Annotated in this window: 20 protein-coding genes; 11 read left to right on the top strand and 9 right to left on the bottom strand. The window is 62.2% G+C overall.

The window, feature by feature from the left end; genetic code table 11:
* Window positions 1-12: 12 nt before the first annotated feature.
* From trkA to def, 4 genes are all read right to left on the bottom strand, one after another.
* Entirely contained in the window at window positions 13-1,386 is a 1,374-nt protein-coding gene (gene trkA / locus ABWL43_RS00070; protein ID WP_106575983.1) for a Trk system potassium transporter TrkA, read from the bottom strand.
* A 21-nt stretch (window positions 1,387-1,407) separates the two neighbouring features.
* Window positions 1,408-2,718, bottom strand: coding sequence for a 16S rRNA (cytosine(967)-C(5))-methyltransferase RsmB (rsmB, locus tag ABWL43_RS00075; protein WP_404486114.1), 1,311 nt, complete (start codon window positions 2,716-2,718; stop codon window positions 1,408-1,410).
* Window positions 2,715-3,668, bottom strand: a complete 954-nt coding sequence (gene fmt, locus ABWL43_RS00080) for a methionyl-tRNA formyltransferase (RefSeq protein WP_242200561.1) — start codon at window positions 3,666-3,668, stop codon at window positions 2,715-2,717. Before fmt ends, rsmB begins: the two co-directional genes overlap by 4 nt.
* A gap of 69 nt (window positions 3,669-3,737) precedes the next feature.
* Window positions 3,738-4,244 carry a peptide deformylase gene (def, locus tag ABWL43_RS00085; protein ID WP_016970668.1) on the bottom strand — a complete coding sequence of 169 codons (507 nt, stop codon included), beginning with the start codon at window positions 4,242-4,244 and terminating at the stop codon, window positions 3,738-3,740.
* Between the two features lie 135 nt (window positions 4,245-4,379).
* Here def and ABWL43_RS00090 point away from each other — a divergent pair, with 135 nt between their 5' ends.
* The 3 genes from ABWL43_RS00090 (at window position 4,380) to ABWL43_RS00100 (ending at window position 6,917) form a co-directional block, all read left to right on the top strand.
* Entirely contained in the window at window positions 4,380-5,147 is a 768-nt protein-coding gene (locus tag ABWL43_RS00090; RefSeq protein ID WP_404486117.1) for a peptidoglycan-binding protein, read from the top strand.
* A 63-nt stretch (window positions 5,148-5,210) separates the two neighbouring features.
* Entirely contained in the window at window positions 5,211-6,305 is a 1,095-nt protein-coding gene (gene dprA, locus ABWL43_RS00095; protein ID WP_262206836.1) for a DNA-processing protein DprA, read from the top strand.
* Between the two features lie 54 nt (window positions 6,306-6,359).
* Window positions 6,360-6,917 carry an L-threonylcarbamoyladenylate synthase gene (locus tag ABWL43_RS00100; RefSeq protein ID WP_106575988.1) on the top strand — a complete coding sequence of 186 codons (558 nt, stop codon included), beginning with the start codon at window positions 6,360-6,362 and terminating at the stop codon, window positions 6,915-6,917.
* Window positions 6,918-7,049: 132 nt separating this feature from the next.
* Here ABWL43_RS00100 and ABWL43_RS00105 read toward each other — a convergent pair whose 3' ends face one another.
* A complete protein-coding gene (locus ABWL43_RS00105; protein ID WP_145158444.1) occupies window positions 7,050-8,027 on the bottom strand; it encodes an NADPH:quinone reductase in 978 nt (325 codons plus the stop codon).
* Window positions 8,028-8,203: 176 nt separating this feature from the next.
* On the opposite strand from ABWL43_RS00105, the gene hemF reads away from it, so the two are divergent.
* On the top strand, window positions 8,204-9,136 hold the full coding sequence (gene hemF, locus ABWL43_RS00110) for an oxygen-dependent coproporphyrinogen oxidase (protein WP_145158446.1): 933 nt from the start codon (window positions 8,204-8,206) through the stop codon (window positions 9,134-9,136).
* Window positions 9,136-9,954 (top strand): shikimate dehydrogenase, encoded by an 819-nt coding sequence (gene aroE, locus ABWL43_RS00115; protein WP_242200555.1) that lies wholly within the window; start codon window positions 9,136-9,138, stop codon window positions 9,952-9,954. The genes hemF and aroE overlap by 1 nt, the downstream gene beginning before the upstream one ends.
* A gap of 128 nt (window positions 9,955-10,082) precedes the next feature.
* On the opposite strand, the gene ABWL43_RS00120 is transcribed toward aroE, so the two are convergent.
* The 3 genes from ABWL43_RS00120 to betC all read right to left on the bottom strand — a co-directional run bounded on the left by ABWL43_RS00120 (window position 10,083) and on the right by betC (window position 14,272).
* Window positions 10,083-11,651: a SulP family inorganic anion transporter gene (locus ABWL43_RS00120; RefSeq protein ID WP_404486120.1), complete on the bottom strand. Its 1,569-nt coding sequence runs from the start codon at window positions 11,649-11,651 to the stop codon at window positions 10,083-10,085.
* Between the two features lie 173 nt (window positions 11,652-11,824).
* A complete protein-coding gene (choX, locus tag ABWL43_RS00125; RefSeq protein WP_145158452.1) occupies window positions 11,825-12,739 on the bottom strand; it encodes a choline ABC transporter substrate-binding protein in 915 nt (304 codons plus the stop codon).
* An 18-nt stretch (window positions 12,740-12,757) separates the two neighbouring features.
* Window positions 12,758-14,272, bottom strand: coding sequence for a choline-sulfatase (gene betC / locus ABWL43_RS00130; protein WP_404486122.1), 1,515 nt, complete (start codon window positions 14,270-14,272; stop codon window positions 12,758-12,760).
* Window positions 14,273-14,375: 103 nt separating this feature from the next.
* On the opposite strand from betC, the gene ABWL43_RS00135 reads away from it, so the two are divergent.
* From ABWL43_RS00135 to ABWL43_RS00160, 6 genes are all read left to right on the top strand, one after another.
* A complete protein-coding gene (locus ABWL43_RS00135) occupies window positions 14,376-15,326 on the top strand; it encodes a choline sulfate utilization transcriptional regulator (protein WP_262206842.1) in 951 nt (316 codons plus the stop codon).
* A 30-nt stretch (window positions 15,327-15,356) separates the two neighbouring features.
* The gene (locus ABWL43_RS00140) at window positions 15,357-15,683 is read left to right on the top strand and encodes a DOPA 4,5-dioxygenase family protein (RefSeq protein WP_106575995.1); all 327 of its coding nucleotides are present in this window, start codon (window positions 15,357-15,359) and stop codon (window positions 15,681-15,683) included.
* Window positions 15,684-15,845: 162 nt separating this feature from the next.
* A complete protein-coding gene (locus tag ABWL43_RS00145; RefSeq protein WP_145158460.1) occupies window positions 15,846-16,805 on the top strand; it encodes a 2-dehydro-3-deoxygalactonokinase in 960 nt (319 codons plus the stop codon).
* Between the two features lies 1 nt (window position 16,806).
* Window positions 16,807-17,427 (top strand): 2-dehydro-3-deoxy-6-phosphogalactonate aldolase, encoded by a 621-nt coding sequence (locus tag ABWL43_RS00150; RefSeq protein ID WP_145158462.1) that lies wholly within the window; start codon window positions 16,807-16,809, stop codon window positions 17,425-17,427.
* Between the two features lie 61 nt (window positions 17,428-17,488).
* Window positions 17,489-18,637 carry a galactonate dehydratase gene (gene dgoD, locus ABWL43_RS00155; RefSeq protein ID WP_017137927.1) on the top strand — a complete coding sequence of 383 codons (1,149 nt, stop codon included), beginning with the start codon at window positions 17,489-17,491 and terminating at the stop codon, window positions 18,635-18,637.
* 165 nt (window positions 18,638-18,802) lie between these two features.
* Entirely contained in the window at window positions 18,803-20,113 is a 1,311-nt protein-coding gene (locus ABWL43_RS00160) for an MFS transporter (RefSeq protein ID WP_404486126.1), read from the top strand.
* A gap of 151 nt (window positions 20,114-20,264) precedes the next feature.
* Here ABWL43_RS00160 and ABWL43_RS00165 read toward each other — a convergent pair whose 3' ends face one another.
* The gene (locus tag ABWL43_RS00165) at window positions 20,265-20,720 is read right to left on the bottom strand and encodes an RcnB family protein (protein WP_262206846.1); all 456 of its coding nucleotides are present in this window, start codon (window positions 20,718-20,720) and stop codon (window positions 20,265-20,267) included.
* Between the last annotated feature and the right edge of the window lie 44 nt (window positions 20,721-20,764).

The following is a 20,764-nucleotide window of genomic DNA, read 5'->3' on the forward strand; positions in this document are numbered from 1 at the left end:
TGAATGGTTTGATCAGAAAAAGCTCAACCCCACGTGGAACAACTTCTCCACGTCGCGGATATGTTTTTTATCCACCAGAAACAGAATCACATGGTCGCCCGTGACGATCACCGTATCGTCGTGGGCGATGAGCACCTCTTCGTCACGAATGATCGCGCCAATGGTGGTGCCCGGCGGCAAGCCGATATCGCGGATGGCCTTGCCGATCACCTTGCTCGACTTCGAATCGCCATGGGCAATCGCCTCGATGGCCTCCGCCGCGCCCCGGCGCAGGGAGTGCACGCTGACGATATCGCCACGGCGCACGTGAGCAAGCAAGGTGCCGATGGTGGCCAGCTGCGGGCTGATGGCGATGTCGATATCGCCGCCCTGGATCAGGTCGACATAAGCCGGGTTGTTGATGATGGTCATGACCTTCTTCGCTCCCAGCCGCTTGGCCAACAGCGAGGACATGATGTTGGCCTCGTCATCGTTGGTCAGTGCCAGGAAAATATCGGCGTCGGCGATGTTCTCCTCCATCAGCAGGTCGCGGTCCGAGGCGCTGCCTTGCAGTACGACGGTGCTGTCGAGGGTGTCGGACAAATGCCGGCAGCGCGCCGGGTTCATCTCGATGATCTTCACCTGGTAGCGGCTTTCGATGGCCTCGGCCAAGCGCTCGCCGATCTGCCCACCGCCGGCGATGACGATGCGTTTGTAGGTCTCGTCCAGCCGGCGCATTTCGCTCATGACCGCGCGAATATTCGCTTTGGCGGCGATGAAAAATACTTCGTCGTCGGCCTCGATCACGGTATCGCCCTGGGGCAGGATCGGCCGGTCGCGCCGGAAAATCGCCGCCACGCGGGTTTCCACATTCGGCATGTGCTCGCGCAGCTGGCGCAGTTGCTGGCCCACCAGCGGACCGCCGTAATAGGCTTTAACGGCGACCAATTGCGCTTTGCCCTCGGCAAAGTCGATCACCTGCAAGGCGCCCGGAATTTCGATCAGACGCTTGATGTAGTGAGTCACCACTTGTTCAGGGCTGATCAGCACGTCCACTGGAATCGCGTCGTTGTCGAAAAGCCCTGCACGGGTCAGGTAAGCCGCCTCACGGACACGGGCGATTTTGGTCGGGGTGTGAAACAGGGTATGGGCGACCTGGCAGGCGACCATGTTGGTCTCGTCACTGTTGGTGACGGCGACCAGCATGTCAGCATCGTCGGCACCGGCTTGGCGCAGCACCGTCGGGAATGACGCGCGGCCTTGTACGGTGCGGATGTCGAGGCGGTCGCCGAGGTTGCGCAGGCGCTCGGCATCGGTGTCGACCACCGTGATGTCGTTGGCTTCGCTGGCCAAATGCTCGGCCAGCGTGCCGCCGACCTGCCCTGCCCCAAGGATGATGATTTTCATCCGGTCACTCCCTTAAACCCATTAGCCGCGCGCGGCGGCAATCTTGATCAGTTTGGCGTAGTAGAAGCCATCGTGTCCGCCTTCTTGCGCGAGTAACTGGCGGCCGTGGGGCTGCTTGATGCCGGCCGCCGTGGCGAGGTCCAGTTCGCGCGCGCCGCTGGTGCGGGCGAGGAAGGCTTGAATCACCTCGGTGTTCTCGGTGGGCAAGGTCGAGCACGTGGCGTAGAGCAGGATGCCGCCGACTTCCAGGGTTGGCCACAGGGCGTCGAGCAGTTCGCCTTGCAGCACGGCCAGGGCGGCAATGTCGTCGGGTTGGCGGGTCAGCTTGATGTCCGGATGACGGCGAATCACGCCAGTGGCGGAGCATGGCGCGTCCAGCAGGATGCGCTGGAAGGGTTTGCCGTCCCACCAAGTGGCGGTGTCGCGGCCGTCAGCGGCGATCAGCTCGGCGCTCAGGCCCAGGCGGGCGAGGTTTTCACGCACGCGTACCAGGCGCTTGGCTTCCAGGTCGACGGCGACGACAGCGGCGAGGTCTTTTTCGACTTCCAGAATGTGACAGGTCTTACCGCCCGGCGCGCAGCAGGCGTCGAGCACGCGTTGGCCGGGCGCCAGGTCGAGCAGGTCGGCGGCCAGTTGCGCGGCTTCGTCCTGCACGCTGATCCAGCCTTCGGCAAAGCCTGGCAGGCTGCGCACGTCGGTGGCCGCTTCCAGCACGATGCCGTCGACGCTGTACACGCACGGCGTGGCGTTGATGCCGGCGTCGGTGAGCAATTGCAGGTAGGCGTCGCGGCTGTGATGGCGACGGTTGACCCGCAGAATCATTGGCGGGTGCGCATTGTTGGCCGCGCAGATGGCTTCCCATTGCTCAGGCCAGAAGGCTTTCAGGGACTTTTGCAGCCAGCGCGGGTGTGCGGTGCGCACCACCGGGTCGTGTTCCAGCTCGGCCAGCAGCGCCTCGCTCTCGCGCTGAGCGCGGCGCAGCACGGCGTTGAGCAGCGCTTTGGCCCAAGGTTTTTTCAGCTTGTCGGCGCACCCAACGGTTTCACCGATGGCGGCGTGGGCCGGCACGCGGGTGTAGAGCAGTTGATAGAGGCCGACCAGCAGCAGCGCTTCCACATCCGCATCCGCGGCTTTGAACGGCTTTTGCAGCAGCTTGGCTGCCAGCGCCGACAAGCGTGGCTGCCAGCGCGCGGTGCCAAAGGCCAGGTCCTGGGTGAAACCGCGATCACGGTCTTCAACCTTATCCAGCTGCGTGGGCAGCGAACTGTTCAGTGACGCCTTGCCATTCAGGACGGCGGCGAGGGCCTTGGCGGCGGCCAGACGCGGGTTCATTGAGCGACCGCCCCGAGAACCGTGCCCAGGGCAAATTTCTCACGACGGCTGTTGAACAAATCGCTGAAATTAAGCGCTTTACCGCCGGGCAATTGCAGACGCGTCAGGCACAGCGCCTGTTCGCCGCAGGCGACCAACAGGCCTTCTTTGCTGGCGCCGATGATTTCACCGGGGGCGCCCTTGCCTTCAGCCAAGGTGGCGGCCAGCACTTTTAAGGCTTCGCCACTGAGTGTGCTGTGGCCGATTGGCCATGGGTTGAAGGCACGCACCAGGCGTTCCAGCTCTACGGCCGGGCGGCTCCAGTCGATGCGCGCTTCGTCTTTATTGAGTTTGTGGGCGTAGGTGGCCAGGCTGTCGTCCTGCACTTCGCCTTCGAGGGTGCCGGCGGCCAGGCCGGCGATGGCCTGGACCACAGCAGGCGGGCCCAGCTCGGCGAGGCGGTCATGCAGGCTGCCGCCGGTGTCTTGGGCGGTGATCGGAGTGGTGACTTTCAGCAGCATAGGGCCGGTGTCCAGGCCCGCCTCCATGCGCATCACGGTCACACCGCTTTCACGGTCGCCGGCTTCCACGGCGCGCTGGATCGGCGCCGCACCGCGCCAGCGTGGCAACAGCGAAGCGTGGCTGTTGATGCAGCCCAGGCGCGGGATATCCAGCACCGCCTGAGGCAGGATCAAGCCATAGGCCACGACCACCAGCAGGTCTGGCTTCAACGCCGCCAGTTCCGCCTGGGCCTCGGCGTTGCGCAGGGTTGGCGGTTGCAGCACAGGGAGGTTGTGTTCCAGCGCCAGCTGCTTGACCGGGCTTGGCATCAGTTTTTGCCCGCGACCGGCCGGGCGGTCCGGCTGGGTGTACACCGCGACAATGTCATAAGGGCTGGCAAGCAGCGCCTTGAGGTGTTCGGCAGCGAATTCGGGAGTGCCGGCAAAAACAATGCGCAGTGGCTCGGTCATGGGAGGTCTCGGTTAAAAACAGTCACAAAAGAAAAAGGCTTGCCGCAGCAAGCCTTTGGAAGAAGGGCATCAAGCTTGCTGGCGATGCTTTTTTTCCAGCTTCTTCTTGATCCGGTCGCGTTTAAGCGTGGACAGGTAATCCACAAACAGCTTGCCGTTGAGGTGGTCGCACTCGTGCTGGATGCACACGGCCAGCAGGCCATCGGCGATCAGCTCGTAGGGCTTGCCGTCACGGTCCAGTGCCTTGATCTTCACGCGCAGCGGGCGTTCGACGTTCTCGTAGAACTCCGGCACCGAGAGGCAGCCTTCCTGGTATTCGCCCATCTCTTCGGTCAGCGGTTCGAACTCGGGGTTGATAAACACCCGCGGTTCGCTGCGATCTTCCGACAGGTCCATGACCACGACGCGCTGATGCACGTTGACCTGGGTGGCGGCGAGGCCGATGCCCGGGGCTTCATACATTGTTTCAAACATGTCATCGACCAACTGACGAACCTTGTCGTCCACTACGGCCACCGGTTTGGCGATCGTGCGCAGGCGCGAGTCGGGAAATTCGAGGATGTTCAAAATAGCCATAAGCGTAATTGCTGCACATGTGAGGTAGAGGCAAATCGGCGGTGGGATGGACCCAGGCAGCCGGTGTGAAAGGTTCGAAAGCCGCGAAGGCTATGGCATTTCACGCGAACGCACATAATAAAGGAGATTGACCCCATGAGGAAATCGCTACTCGTCTTGCTGCTGTGGACGCCGCTCACGATGGCCTTGATCCCACCGCCCGGCCAGCGCCTGGAACCAGCAACGCAGCAGGCTATCCAGTCCTTTTTACTGCACAACCGCATTCTCGATACGGCTCACGACCTGGACAGCGCACCTTACATTGTCGCGGCCGATGCTGGCCGGGTGCTGGGCGCCAATGGTGACCGTGTGTATGCAAGGGGCGCCCTGGACCCCACACAGCCCAATTACGGAATTTTTCGCCGCGCCAAGGCCTACACCGACCCCGACACTCAAGAATTGCTGGGCATCAATGCCGACAACATCGGCACCGCGCGCTTCGTAATGGCCGGCGATCTCACCACGCTGGCGGTGCAGCGAGTCACCCAGGAAGTACGTCCCGGCGATCGGCTGCTGCGCGCCGAACCTCCGGTTGAGTCGGCCCCCGTGAAGCGTGCGCCCTGTGTTAAGGGGCACATCATCGACATTCCCAAAGGCGTCACCCAGATTGGCGTACTGGACGCCGTCACCCTGAACAAAGGCCGACGCGACGGGCTGGTTGAAGGCCAATTGCTCACCGTGATCAAAGCCGGTGCGACGGTCCGCGACACCCTCACTGGCACGGCAACCCAGCTCCCCGATGAGCGCGCCGGCACGCTGCTGGTGTTTCGCACCTATGAAAGGCTCAGCTATGGCCTGGTTCTCAGCGCCTCACGCTCGCTGGCGGTCATGGACCGATTCGAGACTGCCCAACAAACACAATAAATAGCCTGCTAAATAAGTTACCAACAGAGTTATCCACAGCTTGTTCCGGTCAAGGATGATCAAATGTATCCGATAAACAGCAGCGAAATTTCCCCGTCAGAACTGGAAGCTCGACTACGCTTGCACAGGCTGCCGGAACTGGGTTCCAAGCGTTTTCGTGTGTTGCTCGAAGCCTTCGGCTCTGCCTCAAAAGCCATCAGCGCCCCTGCCAGTGCATGGCGTTCCCTCGGGTTGCCGGCCGTCAGCGCCGATGCCCGCCGCAGCCCTGAAATACGTGACGGTGCCAGTGAGGCATTGGCGTGGTTGGCGCAGCCGGCCCAGCATTTGCTGATGTGGGACCAACCTGATTACCCGGCACTCCTCGCCCAGATCGACGATGCCCCGCCGTTATTGTTCGTCGCCGGTGACCCAAAAATCCTGGAAAAACCGCAGTTGGCCATGGTCGGAAGTCGCCGTGCTTCGCGACCCGGCATGGACACCGCAGCGGCCTTTTCCCGCAGCTTGGCGAGCGCCGGTTTTGTCATCACCAGTGGTCTTGCTTTGGGTATAGATGGCGCGGCGCACCAGGCAGCGCTGGATGTCGGCGGCCAGACAATCGGCGTGCTCGGTACCGGGCTTGAAAACTTTTATCCACAGCGCCACCGACAGCTCGCAGCCACGATGATTGCCCAGGGCAGCGCGGTGGTTTCCGAGTTTCCGTTGGACGCCTCGCCACAAGCTGGCAACTTCCCCCGGCGCAACCGGATCATCAGTGGCCTGTCGCTGGGCGTGCTGGTGGTGGAGGCCAGCATGGCCAGTGGCTCGTTGATCACCGCGCGGCTGGCGGCCGAGCAAGGGCGCGAGGTGTACGCGATCCCGGGCTCCATCCATCACCCTGGCGCCAAGGGCTGCCATCAATTGATCCGCGATGGCGCGACGCTGGTGGAATCCATCGAGCACATTCTGGAAGGGTTACGTGGCTGGCAGGCGCTGTCCCGTCCGGCCCCCATGCCGGTCACTCATCCGCTGGTGGCGTTGCTGCACGCCGCGCCTCACACCAGTGAAGGCTTGGCCATTGCCAGCGGGCGGCCGTTGTCCCAGGTGCTGGCAACCCTCACCGAGCTTGAGCTCGAAGGCCAGGTGATCTGCGAAAGCGGGCGCTGGCTTGCGCGCTGCTAGGTTTTGTAAAGAAGATCGGTAAACTGCGCAGAGCTTTAGTCCGGAGAGTGAGTAATGGTCAACAGGTGGCGTGTGCTGGAAACCGCACGGGAAATTCGCGCAGGCGCGGTGATTGCCTACCCGACCGAAGCGGTCTGGGGCCTTGGCTGCGATCCGTGGAACGAAGAAGCGGTGGACCGGCTGCTGGCGATCAAGAATCGGTCGGTGGACAAGGGCCTGATCCTGGTGGCGGACAATATTCGCCAGTTCGATTTTCTCTTTGAAGACTTCCCGGACACCTGGATCGAGCGCATGGCCAGCACCTGGCCTGGGCCCAATACCTGGCTGGTGCCCCATCAGGACTTGCTGCCTGAGTGGGTAACGGGTGTGCATGACACGGTGGCGTTGCGGGTGACTGATCATCCGCTGGTGCGGGATTTGTGCTCGCTGGTGGGGCCGCTGATTTCCACCTCGGCGAACCCGCAAGGGCGCCCGGCTGCGCGTACGCGGCTTCGCGTGGAGCAATACTTCCGTGGCCAGGTAGATCGGGTATTGGGCGGCGCCTTGGGTGGGCGCAAGAACCCGAGCCTGATTCGTGATTTGGCGACGGGTGAGGTGGTGCGGCCTTCCTGAGACCGCGGTGCGGCCATCGCGGGCAAGCCCGCTCCCACACTCGACCGCGTTCCTTCAGTTGATATGCGATCAAAATGTGGGAGCCGGGCTTGCCCGCGATGAGGCCCTTACAACCTCAAAAGATCTACCGCCTTATGGCAGCAGAATGGTCGACCCCGTCGTCCGCCGCCCCGACAGCTCAGTCTGCGCCTTCGCCGCGTCCGCCAGCGAAAACCGCTGGTTGATATCAATGCGCACCTTGCCGCTCTTGATCATCGAGAACAAATCATCCGCCATCGCCTGCAAGTCTTTCGGGTTGCTGGCGTAAGTCGCCAAGGTCGGCCGGGTGACATACAGCGAACCCTTCGCCGCCAGAATCCCCAGGTTCACCCCATCCACCGCGCCCGACGCATTACCAAAACTCACCACCAGCCCACGTGGCGCCACGCTGTCGAGCGAGGTCAGCCAGGTGTCCTTGCCGACGCCGTCGTACACCACCGGGACTTTTTTGCCGTCGGTCAATTCAAGTACGCGTTGTGCGACGTTTTCCTTGCTGTAGTCGATGGTTTCCCAGGCGCCGAGAGATTTGGCCAAGGCGGCCTTTTCCGGTGAACTCACCGTGCCGATCAACTTCACGCCCAAGGCCTTGGCCCATTGGCAGGCCAGTGAACCCACACCACCGGCAGCGGCGTGGAACAGAATGGTTTCGCCGCCCTTCAATTCGTAGGTTTGACGCAGCAGGTACTGCACGGTCAGGCCTTTGAGCATCGCACCGGCAGCCTGTTCGAAGCTGATGTCGTCCGGCAGGTGCACCAGGTTGGCGGCGGGCAGCACGTGCAATTCGCTGTAGGCGCCCAGCGGGCCGCTGCCGTAGGCCACACGGTCGCCGACTTTGAATTGCGTGACCTCGCTGCCCACGGCATCGACCACACCGGCGCCCTCTGCGCCCAGGCCCGATGGCAGGGCCGGCGGCGCGTAAAGGCCGCTACGGAAGTAGGTATCGATAAAGTTCAGGCCAATGGCCTCATTGCGCACACGAACCTGCTGCGGGCCAGGCGCTGCCGGCGTGTAGTCCACATACTCAAGCACTTCGGGGCCGCCATGGGCGCTGAACTGGATACGTTTGGCCATCTGCACTTCTCCTGAGGTCGAATTCGCGTAGCCCTCTATCCCACTCCTATGCTTGATCTTCGTCAACTGCGGCGCACCTAAGTGCAGTGCCACGTAAGTGCAGTGGTATCCTGTGCGCCCATTTGCCGCCGACGCCGCATGGCCTCGCGTAGCTTTGCCCGATTCAAGGTGATGCCATGACTACCCGCACCGAGGCTGTTAAAGCCTACCTGCTCGACCTGCAAGACCGTATTTGCAGCGCCCTGGAAACCTTCGAGACAGACACTCGCTTTATCGAAGACGCCTGGACCCGGCCTGCCGGTGGCGGCGGTCGCACCCGTGTGATCGAAAACGGTACGGTCATCGAAAAAGGCGGCGTTAACTTTTCCCACGTGTTCGGCAGCGGTCTCCCACCGTCCGCCAGCGCGCATCGCCCTGAGCTGGCCGGTCGCGGGTTTGAAGCCTTGGGCGTGTCGTTGGTGATCCACCCGCACAACCCGCATGTTCCGACGTCCCACGCCAATGTGCGCTTTTTCATCGCCGAAAAAGAAGGCGAAGAACCGGTGTGGTGGTTCGGCGGCGGCTTCGACCTTACGCCCTACTACGGCAACGAGGAAGACTGCATCCACTGGCACCGCGTTGCCGAGCAGGCCTGTGCGCGGTTCGGCCCGGATGTGTACTCGCGCTATAAAGCCTGGTGCGATACGTATTTCCATATCAAGCACCGCAACGAACCGCGCGGCATCGGCGGCCTGTTCTTCGACGATTTGAACGAGTGGGACTTCGACACCTGCTTCGCCTTCATCCGCGCCATCGGCGATGCGTACATCGACGCCTACCTGCCGATCGTGCAGCGCCGCAAGGCCCTGGCTTACACCGAACAGCAGCGCCAGTTCCAGGAGTTCCGCCGAGGGCGCTACGTCGAATTCAACCTGGTCTACGACCGTGGCACCCTGTTCGGCCTGCAGTCGGGCGGGCGCACCGAGTCGATCCTGATGTCGCTGCCGCCGCAAGTGCGCTGGAGCTATGACTGGAAGGCCGAGGCCGGTAGCGAAGAAGCGCGTCTCACCGATTACTTCCTGCAAGACCGCGACTGGCTGGGCCTCGCCGCGCCCAAGGCGGCCGTCTGATGGACCGTTATGTGGTGTTCGGCAACCCTATCGGCCACAGCAAGTCGCCGTTGATTCATCGCATGTTCGCCGAGCAGACCGGCGAGCAACTGGACTACAGCACCTTGCTCGCGCCTTTGGAGGATTTCACCGGCTGTGCCCGCGAGTTTTTTCAGCAAGGCCGTGGCGCCAATGTCACGGTGCCCTTCAAGGAAGACGCCTACCGCTTGGCCAACAGCCTGACTGAACGTGCCCAGCGCGCCGGGGCGGTGAACACCCTGAGCAAGCTGGCCGACGGCACCCTGCTGGGTGACAACACTGACGGCGCCGGCCTGGTGCGCGACCTGAAAGTGAACGCCGGGCTGAACCTGCAAGGCCAGCGCATCCTGTTGCTCGGTGCTGGCGGCGCCGTACGTGGCGCGTTGGAGCCCTTGCTGGCCGAGCAGCCTGCCGCGCTGATCATCGCCAACCGCACGGTGGAAAAGGCCGAGTTGCTTGCCGGGCTGTTTGACGATCTGGGCCCTGTGTCAGCCAGCGGTTTCGACTGGCTGCGTGAGCCGGTGGACCTGATCATCAATGCCACGTCCGCGAGCCTGTCAGGCGATGTACCGCCGATTGCCAGCAGCCTGATCGAGCCGGGCAAGACCTTTTGCTACGACATGATGTACGCCAAGGAGCCCACCGCGTTCTGCCGTTGGGCGACAGAGCATGGCGCAGCCGTGGCGATGGATGGTCTGGGCATGCTCGTGGAGCAGGCGGCGGAAGCGTTCTTCCTGTGGCGCGGCGTGCGCCCGGATTCGGCGCCGGTGTTGGCTGAGCTACGCCGCCAGTTGGCGTAACACAACGCCAACGTGGGCACGGTCAAACTGTGGGAGCTGGCTTGCCTGCGATAGGATCACCTCGGTCCAACTGACAGACCGAGTCGTCCGCATCGCAGGCAAGCCAGCTCCCACAGTTTTAACCGCATTCAGTCTTCGAAATGGATGGGGCAGTTGTCGGCCCCTTCGAGTTTTTTCAGCTCTTCCACCACCTGCGGCCGGGCCCTACGCAACGTCAAGCTACGCCCCATTCCCCGCAACCGCCGCGCCTCCTGGTGCAGCATCTCCACCCCGGAATAGTCGATAAAGTTGATCTGCTGCGCCTCGATCACCACCCGCTCACCCTGCAAGCTCTGCAGGCGCACTTGCAGGTAATGGCTGGCGCCAAAAAAGATCGAACCCCCCACCCGCAATACATCTTCATCACCGTCGCGCCACTGCTGAACACGCGGTTGCGAAGTGCGTTTGAGGTAGAAAAACAGCGACGCCAGCACCCCGGCGTAAATCGCCGTTTGCAGCTCCAGCAGCAAGGTGGCCACACACGTCAGGCTCATCACCACAAATTCTGCGCGGCTCACGCGAAACAGCGCGCGGATGCCGCGATGATCCACCAGGCCCCAGCAAATCAGCAGGATGCTCGCCGCCATGCTGGGGATTGGTATGTGCGCGATCAACGCCGCCCCAAATACGGCAAACAACGCCACCCAGCCGGCGGAAAACACGCCTGCCAACGGTGAGCAAGCGCCCGCCTCGTAACTGAGGCCGGAGCGGGTAAAGGAACCGGCCGACAAGTAGCCGGAGAAAAATCCGCCGACGATATTGGATAAGCCCTGCGCGCGGACTTCTTGATTGGCGTCGAGCAGTTGCTGCGAACGCGCCGACAGCGAGCGCGCAATCGACAAGCTGGTCACCAGCCCGAGCATGCCCACCGCCACCGCGCTCGGCAGCAGGCGCAGGAGCATGTCCAGGTCCAACGGTAATGGGCTGAACGGCGGCAGTGTGCCCACAAACGAACTGACCCGCGCCACATGCCCGAACATCGACGGCCACAGCCACGCCACCAGGCTGCCCAAGGCCAGGGCGATCAACAGTGTTGGCCAGCGTGGCACCAGGTATTTGAGCAGCGCGCCCACCAGCAAAGTGCCCAGGCCTAGGGCGAGGGAGGCGTGGTCCCATTCGCCACTGTGATCGATGAGCGCCAGCAAACTCTTGATCGCTGTGGCTTGGCTGGGCAGAGCCAGCCCCAGCAGGTTGGGCAACTGCCCCAAGGCGATCACCACGGCAGCGCCGAGGGTGAACCCCAGCACCACCGAATGAGAGACGAAATTGACCAGCGCGCCGAAGCGCAGCATGCCCAGCAGCCATTGGAAAACGCCAGCGAGGACGGTCAGCAGCAGGATCAGCGTGATGTAGTCCTGCGACCCTGGCACAGCCAAAGGGCTGATGCTGGCGTAGAGCACGATGGAGATGGCGGCGGTAGGGCCGCAGATCAGATGCCAGGAGGAACCCCAGAGGCAGGCGATCAATACCGGGATGATGGCGGCGTACAAGCCGTATTCGGGTGGGAGACCGGCGATCAGCGCGTAGGCAATCGACTGCGGCAGCGCGAGCACGGCACCGCTTAAGCCAACCATCGCATCCCGGCCGACGCTGGCGCGGGTTTGGCGCGGGAGCCAGGCGAGGAAGGGAAAGAGTGTATGGCGGTTGGGCCGGGGCATGAAAGGCTCGGTTCGAAAGGTTTGCATCAGGGTATCAGCACACACAGTCCCCCGTGGGAGCTGGCTTGCCTGCGATAGCATCACCGCGGCGTATCAGTAATACCGAGGTGCCTGGATCGCAGGCAAGCCAGCTCCCACAAAAGCCAGTTCCCAAAAAGGATCGATTTCGGGGGTTAGAGCTTGGCTTTTACCGCAGCCAACGCATCCTGGCCATCCACGGTTTTTACCCCATCGAGCCACTTGTCCAACACCGCCGGATTGGCCTTGATCCAGGCCTTCGCCGCATCAGCATTGCTGACTTTTTTATTCACCACCTCCGCCATGATGCTGTTCTCCATCTCCTGGGTAAAACTCAGGTTGGTCAGCAGTTTTCCGACATTCGGGCAGGCTTGTGCATAGCCCTTGCGGGTCAAGGTATACACGCTGCCGGTGTCACCGAAGTACTTCTCGCCGCCCTTGAGGTAATGCATGTTCAACTGCACGTTCATCGGGTGCGGCGTCCAGCCGAGGAAGGTCACGAACTTCTGTTTTTTAACCGCCCGCGACACTTCGGCCAGCATCGCCTGTTCACTCGACTCGATCAGCTTCCACTGACCGAGGTCGAAGTCGTTCTTCTTGATGATCTCCTGCAGCGAAATATTGGCCGGCGCGCCGGAGCCGATGCCGTAGATCTTCTTGTCGAACTTGTCGGCAAATTTGTTCAAGTCGGCAAAGTCATGCACCCCGGCGTCCCACACGTAGTCCGGCACGGCAAGGGTGAACTCGGTGCCGTCGAGGTTTTTCGCCAGTTGCACCACATCGCCATTGGCCACGAACTTGTCATAGAAGCCCTGCTGCGCCGGCATCCAATTGCCCAGAAACACGTCCACCTGGCCGTCCTTGAGCCCGCCAAAGGTGATCGGCACCGCCAGGGTATCGACCTTGGCCTTGTAGCCCATGCCGTTCAACAGAAAACCGGTGATGGCATTGGTGGCGGCGATATCGCTCCAGCCTGGATCGGCCATCTTCACCGTGTCGCAGCTAGCGTCCGCGTACGCATTGGCGCTACTGAGCACCAACATGCCCAGCACTACAGTCAACTTTTGCATGGCCTTCCCTCTGTCTATTTATTGGTTTTGGCAGGGTTGTGGGTAACGTGCCTTGCGCTCCAGGTCGTCGAGGTCGATATGGTTGCGCATGTATTGCTGACTGGCGTCCACCAGTGGCTGGTGATCCCAGCTCTTCAGCTTGCCTTGGGTCAGCGCTTCAAACACCAGGCGGCGACGGCGTTGGCTGGCGAGCACCTGCTGATGGATCGCCGGGATGTCCCATTTGGCCCGCGCCTCACTCAAAAACGCCTCGAACAGTGGCCGGTGTTCCGGTGACTGGCTGAGGTTTTCCCGCTCGTGCGGGTCGTTGTGCACATCGAACAGTAGACAAGGATCGTCCTCGCTGTAGATGAACTTGTACGCGCCACGGCGAATCATCATCAGCGGGCTGATGGTGCCTTCGGCCATGTATTCGCCAAACACTTCGTCGTGCCCGCCCTGCCCCTGCAAGTGCGGGACCAGCGAGCGTCCGTCCAGCGGCAAGCGTAGGTCCAGCTCGCCGCCGGCCAGCTCCACCAAGGTGGGCAACAGGTCGGCCGTGGAAACCGCTTTGGTCACGCGGCTCGCCGCGAATTGCCCCGGCGCACTGACCAGCAGCGGCACGCGGGCGGCCATTTCAAACCAGTGCATTTTGTACCAGAGGCCGCGTTCGCCGAGCATGTCGCCGTGGTCGCCGGAGAAGATGATGATCGTGTCATCGGCAAGGCCCGTGTCTTCCAGGGTTTGCAGGAGTTTGCCGACGTTGCTGTCGATGTAGCTGCACGCGCCAAAATAGGCACGGCGCGCATCACGGATCTTGTTCAGCGGCAGCGGCTTGTCCCACAGGTCGTAGACCTTGAGCAGGCGCTGCGAATGCGGGTCGAGGTCGGCCTGGGCCGGCGTCGTAGGCAATGGGATGTCGCTGTCGTCGTACAGGTCCCAAAACGGTTTGGGAATGGTGTACGGGTCGTGTGGGTGAGTCATCGACACGGTCAGGCAGAACGGCTGGTCACCCTCATTGCGGATATGGTCGAACAAATATTGCTGGGCCTTGAACACCACCTCTTCATCGAAATCCAGCTGGTTGGTGCGCACGCACGGGCCGGCTTGCAGCACCGATGCCATGTTGTGATACCAGGTGGGGCGCACGTCCGGCTCATCCCAGTTCACCGCCCAGCCATAGTCGGCGGGGTAAATGTCGCTGGTCAGGCGTTCTTCATAGCCGTGCAACTGGTCAGGGCCGCAGAAGTGCATCTTGCCCGACAGCGCGGTGCGGTAGCCGAGGCGGCGCAGGTAGTGGGCATAGGTCGGCACATCGCCAGGGAAGTCTGCCGCGTTGTCGTAGGCGCCGATCTTGCTCGGCAACTGGCCGCTGACCAAGGTGAAACGCGACGGCGCGCACAGCGGGCTGTTGCAATAGGCGGCGTCGAACACCACACCCTGTTCGGCGAGGCGGCTCAGGTTTGGCAGTTTGATCGGGGAAGGTCCGTAGAACGGAAGCAGCGGCGCGGCCATTTGATCGGCCATGATGAAAAGAATGTTCTTGCGCTTCATGAGTCTTCGGCATTCCATAGGCGGTGTTTATGCGAATGAGCATGCGGCCCATGGAAAATGGGGTAAAGCCCATGAAAAGCAATGTCTAGGATAAGCACAGCTTATGTATGAAGCCCTTGGCGACCTTTCCCTCGACCTGCTGCGCGCATTCGAGGCGGCGGCACGCCACCGCAGCTTTACCGCTGCCGCCGTGGAGCTGGGCACCACCCAGCCGGCCATCAGCCAGCAGATCAAACGCCTCGAAGAACAGCTTGGGCTGCGTTTGTTTGATCGCATCTACCGTGGCATTGAGCTGACCGACGCGGGCGCGCTGTTGTTTGAGCATGCGCAGGGCGGTTTGCAGGCCATCAACCAAGGCCTGAGCGCGATCACCCAGCAAGACCAGCATGAAGTGCTGCAAGTGGCCACCGACTTTGCCTTCGCCGCCTACTGGCTGATGCCGCGCCTGCACCGCTTTCACCAGGCCAACCCGCAGGTTGACGTGAGCCTGGTCACCAGCGAACGCAACCATGCCACCTTGCGCAGCGATATCGACGTGGCGGTGTTGTTTGGCGATGGCCGTTTCAAACAGGGCGACAGCCTCTGGCTGTTCAACGAGGAAGTGTTCCCGGTGTGCAGCCCGCAATGGCTCAAGGATCAGGCCACGCCGCTGACCGTGCAGACGCTGCCGGACTGTCCGCTGCTGCACCTGCGCCAGGAAAACAACAGCCAGTGGTTCGACTGGAGCGGTGTGTTTCGCGAGCTGGGCATTACCACCGCGCCCACACCCGGCCAACTGCGCTTCGACAACTACACCCTGTTGATCCAGGCCGCGATTGCCGGCCAGGGCGTGGCCATCGGCTGGCGCCACTTGGTGGATAACCTGCTGGAGCAGAACTGGCTGTGCCGGCCGATCAGCGACACGGTGATCTCACGCTTCGGTTATTACGTGGTGCAGCCCCAGCGCAAACGCCGGGGGCAGTTGGTCGAGCGCTTTGTCGACTGGCTGGTGGCCGAGCAAGCCAGCAGCGCACAGTCGCTGACCGGGCTGGCCCTGCCGTCGATTGCGGTCTAGGATCGGCGCATATTGGATCCGGATTTCGCCATGCAACGTATCAAGGGCTACCACGCTCACATCTACTTCGACGCCAGCACGATCGACCAGGCGCGCCAGCTCTGCGAGGACGCGGCCAAGCTGTTTCCGTTGCGCATGGGCCGCGTGCATGAACGCCCGGTTGGCCCGCACCCGGACTGGAGTTGCCAGCTGGCGTTCGAGCCGGAATACATCGGTGTGGTGTTGCCATGGCTGGCTTTGCATCGCGAGGGGCTGGTGGTGTTCCTGCACCCTGATACCGGCGATGACCTGAAGGATCACACCGATTACGCGATCTGGATGGGCGCGATGCGCGAGCTGGACCTGTCTATTTTTTAACCAGTGCGTATGAAAATCCCATCCCCTAGTGCAAAGGCGATGGGATTTTTTATGGTTTAGCCCAATATATGGGACTGTTATTTATATATTGAGATATCGCCAGTCATAGGTTTATATTCGCCCATCTGCTTTTTTCAGCACCCACTCATTTCAGGTGAAGCGATGCAGGCGCAATTGATCGCGCTCGACTGGGGGACCAGCTCCCTTCGTGCTTATAAACTCGGCCCGGCCGGCAAGGTGCTCGACCAGCGCGCACTGGCGTTCGGCATCATGCACCTGCCCAGCGAACCCCGTGACATTGCCGGCGTGCGTTGCAGCGATGGCTTCGAGTTGGCGTTCGACGCGGCCTGCGGCGACTGGCTCGACGCCCAGCCCGACTTGCCGGTGATCGCCTGCGGCATGGTGGGCAGTGCCCAGGGCTGGAGTGAGGCGGCGTATCGCAATACGCCGGTTGATGTCGCAAGCCTCGGCCAGGCGCTGCACAGCGTGCGCAGCCTGCGCGGCGTGGCGGTGCATATCGTGCCCGGCGTGATCGAACAGGTGGGCTTGCCCAATGTGATGCGCGGCGAAGAAACCCAGGTGCTGGGCGTGCTGCAAGGCCTCGCGGCCGAGGTATTGATCGGCCTGCCGGGCAGCCATTCCAAATGGGTCGAGGTGGTGGATGGCTGCATCACCCACTTCGACACCTTCATGACCGGCGAACTGTTTGCCGTGCTGAGCCAGCACAGCATTCTCGGCCGTACGCAAAAAACCTCCGACCACTTCCAGGCCGAAGCCTTTGATCGCGGCGTGCAGGTGGCACTCTCCAACGACGGCCAGCGTGGCGTGCTCTCGACATTGTTCAGCGCCCGCACACTCGGGCTGACCGCCGAACTGGCTCCCGACCAGCAACCGGATTACCTGTCCGGCCTGCTGATCGGGCATGAACTCGCCGGTTTACCGGCACCTGCAAAACACAAGCCCATCGTCCTGGTCGGCACCGCAGCGCTCTGCGCCCGTTACCAGCGCGCCCTCGCCCTCTGCGGTTTCGCCCACGTCAGCCTGGCGCAAGCGGCCACCGAACGCGGCCTGTGGCAATTGGCCGTGGCGGCCGGGCTCACTCAACCGGTCCTGGAGGCCTGACATGCTCAAGCAAGCACTCGCACACAACGGTTTGATCGCAATCCTGCGCGGTGTACGACCGCACGAAGCTGAAGCGATCGGCCAAGTGCTCTATCAGGCCGGCTTTCGCGTGATCGAAGTTCCGCTCAATTCGCCGGACCCTTACACCAGCATCCGCACGCTGCGCGACAGCCTGCCCGCCGATTGCCTGATCGGCGCGGGCACCGTGTTGACGCCCGAGCAGGTCGAGCACGTCAAAGCCGCCGGTGGCCAAGTGATCGTCATGCCCCACAGCGATGCCAAGGTGCTACGCGCCGCGAAAGCGGCGGGCTTGTACCTGTCGCCGGGTGTGGCCACGCCCACCGAAGCCTTCGCCGCGTTGGCCGAAGGCGCCGACGTACTGAAGCTTTTCCCGGCCGAGCAAATGGGCCCGGCCGTGATCAAGGCGTGGTTGGCGGTATTGCCGGCGGGCACGTTGCTGCTGCCGGTCGGCGGCGTGACCCCGGACAACATGCAGGTGTATTTCGACGCAGGCGCCAAGGGCTTCGGCCTGGGGTCCGGGTTGTTCAAGCCGGGCATGTCTGTGGATCAAGTGGCGAGCAGTGCCCAGGCGTATGTCGCCGCCTGGAATGCGCTGAATTGATGGCCTGAAAAGAACGCAAGTTTTGCGCCCTCGGCGCTGCATCGACAAGAGAGATAAGAAGATGAAAATCACCAAACTGACCACCTTCATCGTCCCGCCGCGCTGGTGCTTCCTCAAGGTCGAAACCGACCAGGGCGTGACCGGCTGGGGTGAACCTGTGGTCGAGGGCCGCGCGCACACAGTGGCGGCGGCTGTCGAAGAACTTTCCGACTACCTGATCGGCAAAGACCCACGCAATATCGAAGACATCTGGACGGTGCTCTATCGCGGCGGCTTCTACCGGGGCGGCGCCGTGCACATGAGCGCCCTCGCCGGTATCGACCAGGCGCTGTGGGACATTAAGGGCAAGGCGCTCGGTGTGTCGGTCAGCGACCTGTTGGGCGGCCAGGTACGCGACAAGATTCGCGTGTATTCATGGATCGGCGGCGACCGCCCCGCCGATACCGCGCGTGCAGCCAAAGAGGCCGTGGCCCGTGGCTTCACTGCCGTGAAAATGAACGGCACCGAGGAGCTGCAGTTTGTCGACAGTTTTGAAAAAGTCGACCTGGCCCTGGCCAACGTTGCCGCCGTGCGCGATGCGGTGGGCCCGAACGTCGGCATTGGCGTCGACTTCCATGGCCGGGTGCACAAGCCCATGGCCAAGGTGCTGATGAAAGAACTCGACCCTTACAAGCTCATGTTTATCGAAGAGCCGGTGCTCAGCGAAAACTACGAAGCGCTCAAAGAACTGGCGCCGTTGACCAGCACGCCGATTGCACTGGGCGAGCGCCTGTTCTCACGGTGGGACTTCAAGCGCGTGCTCAGCGAAGGTTACGTCGACATCATCCAGCCGGACGCCTCCCACGCCGGCGGCATCACCGAAACCCGCAAGATCGCCAACATGGCCGAAGCCTACGACGTGGCCCTGGCCCTGCACTGCCCGCTGGGCCCGATTGCATTGGCGGCCTGTCTGCAACTGGACGCGGTTTGCTACAACGCGTTTATCCAGGAGCAAAGCCTGGGCATTCACTACAACGAGAGCAACGACCTGCTCGACTATGTGCGCGACCCGGGCGTGTTCGACTATGACAAAGGCTTTGTGAAAATCCCCAACGGGCCAGGCCTGGGCATCGAGATCAACGAGGAATACGTGATCGAGCGCGCGGCTATCGGCCACCGCTGGCGCAACCCGATCTGGCGGCATGCCGACGGCAGCTTTGCCGAGTGGTGATCAGCCCCTGACGAATCGGACACAAATGCGGGAGGGGGCTTGCCCCCGATAGCGGTGTATCAGTTGATGCATTCGGTGACTGGCACTCCTCATCGGGGGCAAGCCCCCTCTTACCTTTGGTCCAGTAAGACCTGTCCTCAATAAACATAAGAAGAGGCAACCCCCATGCACCCTGAATCCTTCACCGGGCAGGCTTCTCTCGTCACGCCCAGCAGAAAGCGTTTCTTCATCATGGTGCTGCTGTTTATCACCGTGGTGATCAACTACCTCGACCGCAGCAACCTGTCGATTGCCGCCCCGGCGCTGACCAGCGAGTTGGGCATCGACCCGGTGCATGTCGGGCTGATCTTCTCGGCATTCGGCTGGACCTACGCCGCCATGCAGATTCCCGGCGGCTGGTTGGTGGACCGTGTGCCGCCACGCATTCTCTACACCGTGGCCTTGCTGCTGTGGTCGATTGCCACGGTGATGCTTGGTTTTGCCGCCAGCTTTATCGCGCTGTTTGTGCTGCGCATGGCGGTCGGCGCGCTGGAGGCGCCGGCCTATCCGATCAACAGTCGCGTGGTCACCACCTGGTTTCCCGAGCGCGAGCGGGCCACGGCGATTGGCGTTTATACCTCCGGGCAGTTTGTCGGGCTGGCGTTTCTCACACCGGTACTGGCCTGGCTGCAACACGCGTTTGGCTGGCACATGGTGTTTGTCACCACCGGTGGCGTGGGCATTGTGTGGGCGCTGATCTGGTACGCGGTGTACCGCGAGCCGAAGGACTTCAAAGGCGCCAATGCGGCTGAAATCGAGCTGATTCGCGAAGGCGGCGGGCTGGTGGATATGCAGGCCAAAGCGGTCAAGGCGCCATTCAGTTGGGTCGACCTTGGGATCGTACTGAGCAAGCGCAAGCTGTGGGGCATCTACCTGGGGCAGTTTTGCCTGAACTCCACGTTGTGGTTTTTTCTGACGTGGTTCCCGACCTACCTGGTGAAATATCGCGGCATGGACTTCATCAAGTCGGGCTTGCTGGCGTCGCTGCCGTTTCTGGCGGCTTTTGTCGGCGTACTGTGTTCGGGGCTGTTTTCTGACTGGCTGATTCGCCGGGGCACGTCGGTAGGCTTTGCGCGCAAGTTGCCGATTATTGGCGGGCTGCTGATTTCCACGGCGATCATTGGCGCCAACTATGTGGATTCGACGACGTGGGTGATTGCGTTTCTGGCGGTGGCGTTCTTTGGGAATGGCCTGGCGTCGATTACCTGGTCGCTGGTGTCGACCTTGGCGCCTGCGCGGCTGCTGGGGTTGACCGGTGGGGTGTTTAACTTTATCGGTAACTTGTCGGCGATTACGACGCCGATTGTGATTGGCTTTTTGGCCAGCGGGGATTCGTTTGCGCCGGCGATTACCTACATTGCGGTGCTGGCGCTGTTGGGCGCGCTGTCCTATGTGTTGCTTGTAGGCAAAGTCGAACGTATTGAACTGAAGGAATAGCCTGCGGCGAGCGGGCTTGCCCCGCGTTGGGCTGCGCAGCAGCCCCATCAGGGCCACTGCGGTGTCTCAGGGAAACCGCGTTATCCGGTTTTGGGGGCGCTTCGCACCCCAACGCGGGGCAAGCCCGCTCGCCACAGGGTAGTGCGAGGGATTAGTTAAGTACGCCGTCCAGAATCTCGTAGACGATGCCTGTGCCGACTGCAATCAAGACCACGTCCGGGCCGGAACGGCGCCATTCATAACCCGGGTAAACCGGCAGGCGTGCCAGGGCGCGGTTGTCCAGGCGTTCGCCGTAGTAGCCGCGTGGCAGTGGCTGGCCGCGGACCAGGCGTACATTCGGTGGCGGCGGTGCGCCACGGGCGAACTGGCCGTGGTTGTCGTGGATGATCTGGCGTACCGGGCCGAAGTCCTGAGGCGGGCCACGACGGTTGTTCTGCGGGCCACGATGGTCATCGCCGCGTTGCTCGTGCTGGCCTTGCGGGCCGCCACGGCCAGGGCCAGGACCATTGTCATCGCCCCGTTGGTCAGGTGGCGCGGCCTGCACCAAGGCACTCGCGCCGAGCATCAGCACGCCGAGACCAGCGATCAAACGTTTAGGCATTTTCATGGGGTGTTTCCTCAGTACTGCACGAACAAAAAAGGGATTTCGAA

This window comes from Pseudomonas sp. HT11, assembly GCF_044875395.1.
Taxonomy (GTDB): Bacteria; Pseudomonadota; Gammaproteobacteria; order Pseudomonadales; family Pseudomonadaceae; genus Aquipseudomonas.

What these genes read in the sequence shown, in the direction of transcription:
- ABWL43_RS00105 (WP_145158444.1), bottom strand. Translation starts at nt 8,027, where the DNA reads ATGGCCAAACGTATCCAGTTCAGCGCCCATGGCGGCCCCGAAGTGCTT.
- ABWL43_RS00150 (WP_145158462.1), top strand. Translation starts at nt 16,807, where the DNA reads ATGCTCAAGCAAGCACTCGCACACAACGGTTTGATCGCAATCCTGCGC.
- ABWL43_RS00100 (WP_106575988.1), top strand. Translation starts at nt 6,360, where the DNA reads ATGGTCAACAGGTGGCGTGTGCTGGAAACCGCACGGGAAATTCGCGCA.
- dgoD (WP_017137927.1), top strand. Translation starts at nt 17,489, where the DNA reads ATGAAAATCACCAAACTGACCACCTTCATCGTCCCGCCGCGCTGGTGC.
- ABWL43_RS00160 (WP_404486126.1), top strand. Translation starts at nt 18,803, where the DNA reads ATGCACCCTGAATCCTTCACCGGGCAGGCTTCTCTCGTCACGCCCAGC.
- fmt (WP_242200561.1), bottom strand. Translation starts at nt 3,668, where the DNA reads ATGACCGAGCCACTGCGCATTGTTTTTGCCGGCACTCCCGAATTCGCT.
- aroE (WP_242200555.1), top strand. Translation starts at nt 9,136, where the DNA reads ATGGACCGTTATGTGGTGTTCGGCAACCCTATCGGCCACAGCAAGTCG.
- ABWL43_RS00135 (WP_262206842.1), top strand. Translation starts at nt 14,376, where the DNA reads ATGTATGAAGCCCTTGGCGACCTTTCCCTCGACCTGCTGCGCGCATTC.
- dprA (WP_262206836.1), top strand. Translation starts at nt 5,211, where the DNA reads ATGTATCCGATAAACAGCAGCGAAATTTCCCCGTCAGAACTGGAAGCT.
- hemF (WP_145158446.1), top strand. Translation starts at nt 8,204, where the DNA reads ATGACTACCCGCACCGAGGCTGTTAAAGCCTACCTGCTCGACCTGCAA.
- def (WP_016970668.1), bottom strand. Translation starts at nt 4,244, where the DNA reads ATGGCTATTTTGAACATCCTCGAATTTCCCGACTCGCGCCTGCGCACG.
- ABWL43_RS00120 (WP_404486120.1), bottom strand. Translation starts at nt 11,651, where the DNA reads ATGCCCCGGCCCAACCGCCATACACTCTTTCCCTTCCTCGCCTGGCTC.
- betC (WP_404486122.1), bottom strand. Translation starts at nt 14,272, where the DNA reads ATGAAGCGCAAGAACATTCTTTTCATCATGGCCGATCAAATGGCCGCG.
- ABWL43_RS00090 (WP_404486117.1), top strand. Translation starts at nt 4,380, where the DNA reads ATGAGGAAATCGCTACTCGTCTTGCTGCTGTGGACGCCGCTCACGATG.
- trkA (WP_106575983.1), bottom strand. Translation starts at nt 1,386, where the DNA reads ATGAAAATCATCATCCTTGGGGCAGGGCAGGTCGGCGGCACGCTGGCC.
- ABWL43_RS00140 (WP_106575995.1), top strand. Translation starts at nt 15,357, where the DNA reads ATGCAACGTATCAAGGGCTACCACGCTCACATCTACTTCGACGCCAGC.
- choX (WP_145158452.1), bottom strand. Translation starts at nt 12,739, where the DNA reads ATGCAAAAGTTGACTGTAGTGCTGGGCATGTTGGTGCTCAGTAGCGCC.
- ABWL43_RS00165 (WP_262206846.1), bottom strand. Translation starts at nt 20,720, where the DNA reads ATGAAAATGCCTAAACGTTTGATCGCTGGTCTCGGCGTGCTGATGCTC.
- rsmB (WP_404486114.1), bottom strand. Translation starts at nt 2,718, where the DNA reads ATGAACCCGCGTCTGGCCGCCGCCAAGGCCCTCGCCGCCGTCCTGAAT.
- ABWL43_RS00145 (WP_145158460.1), top strand. Translation starts at nt 15,846, where the DNA reads ATGCAGGCGCAATTGATCGCGCTCGACTGGGGGACCAGCTCCCTTCGT.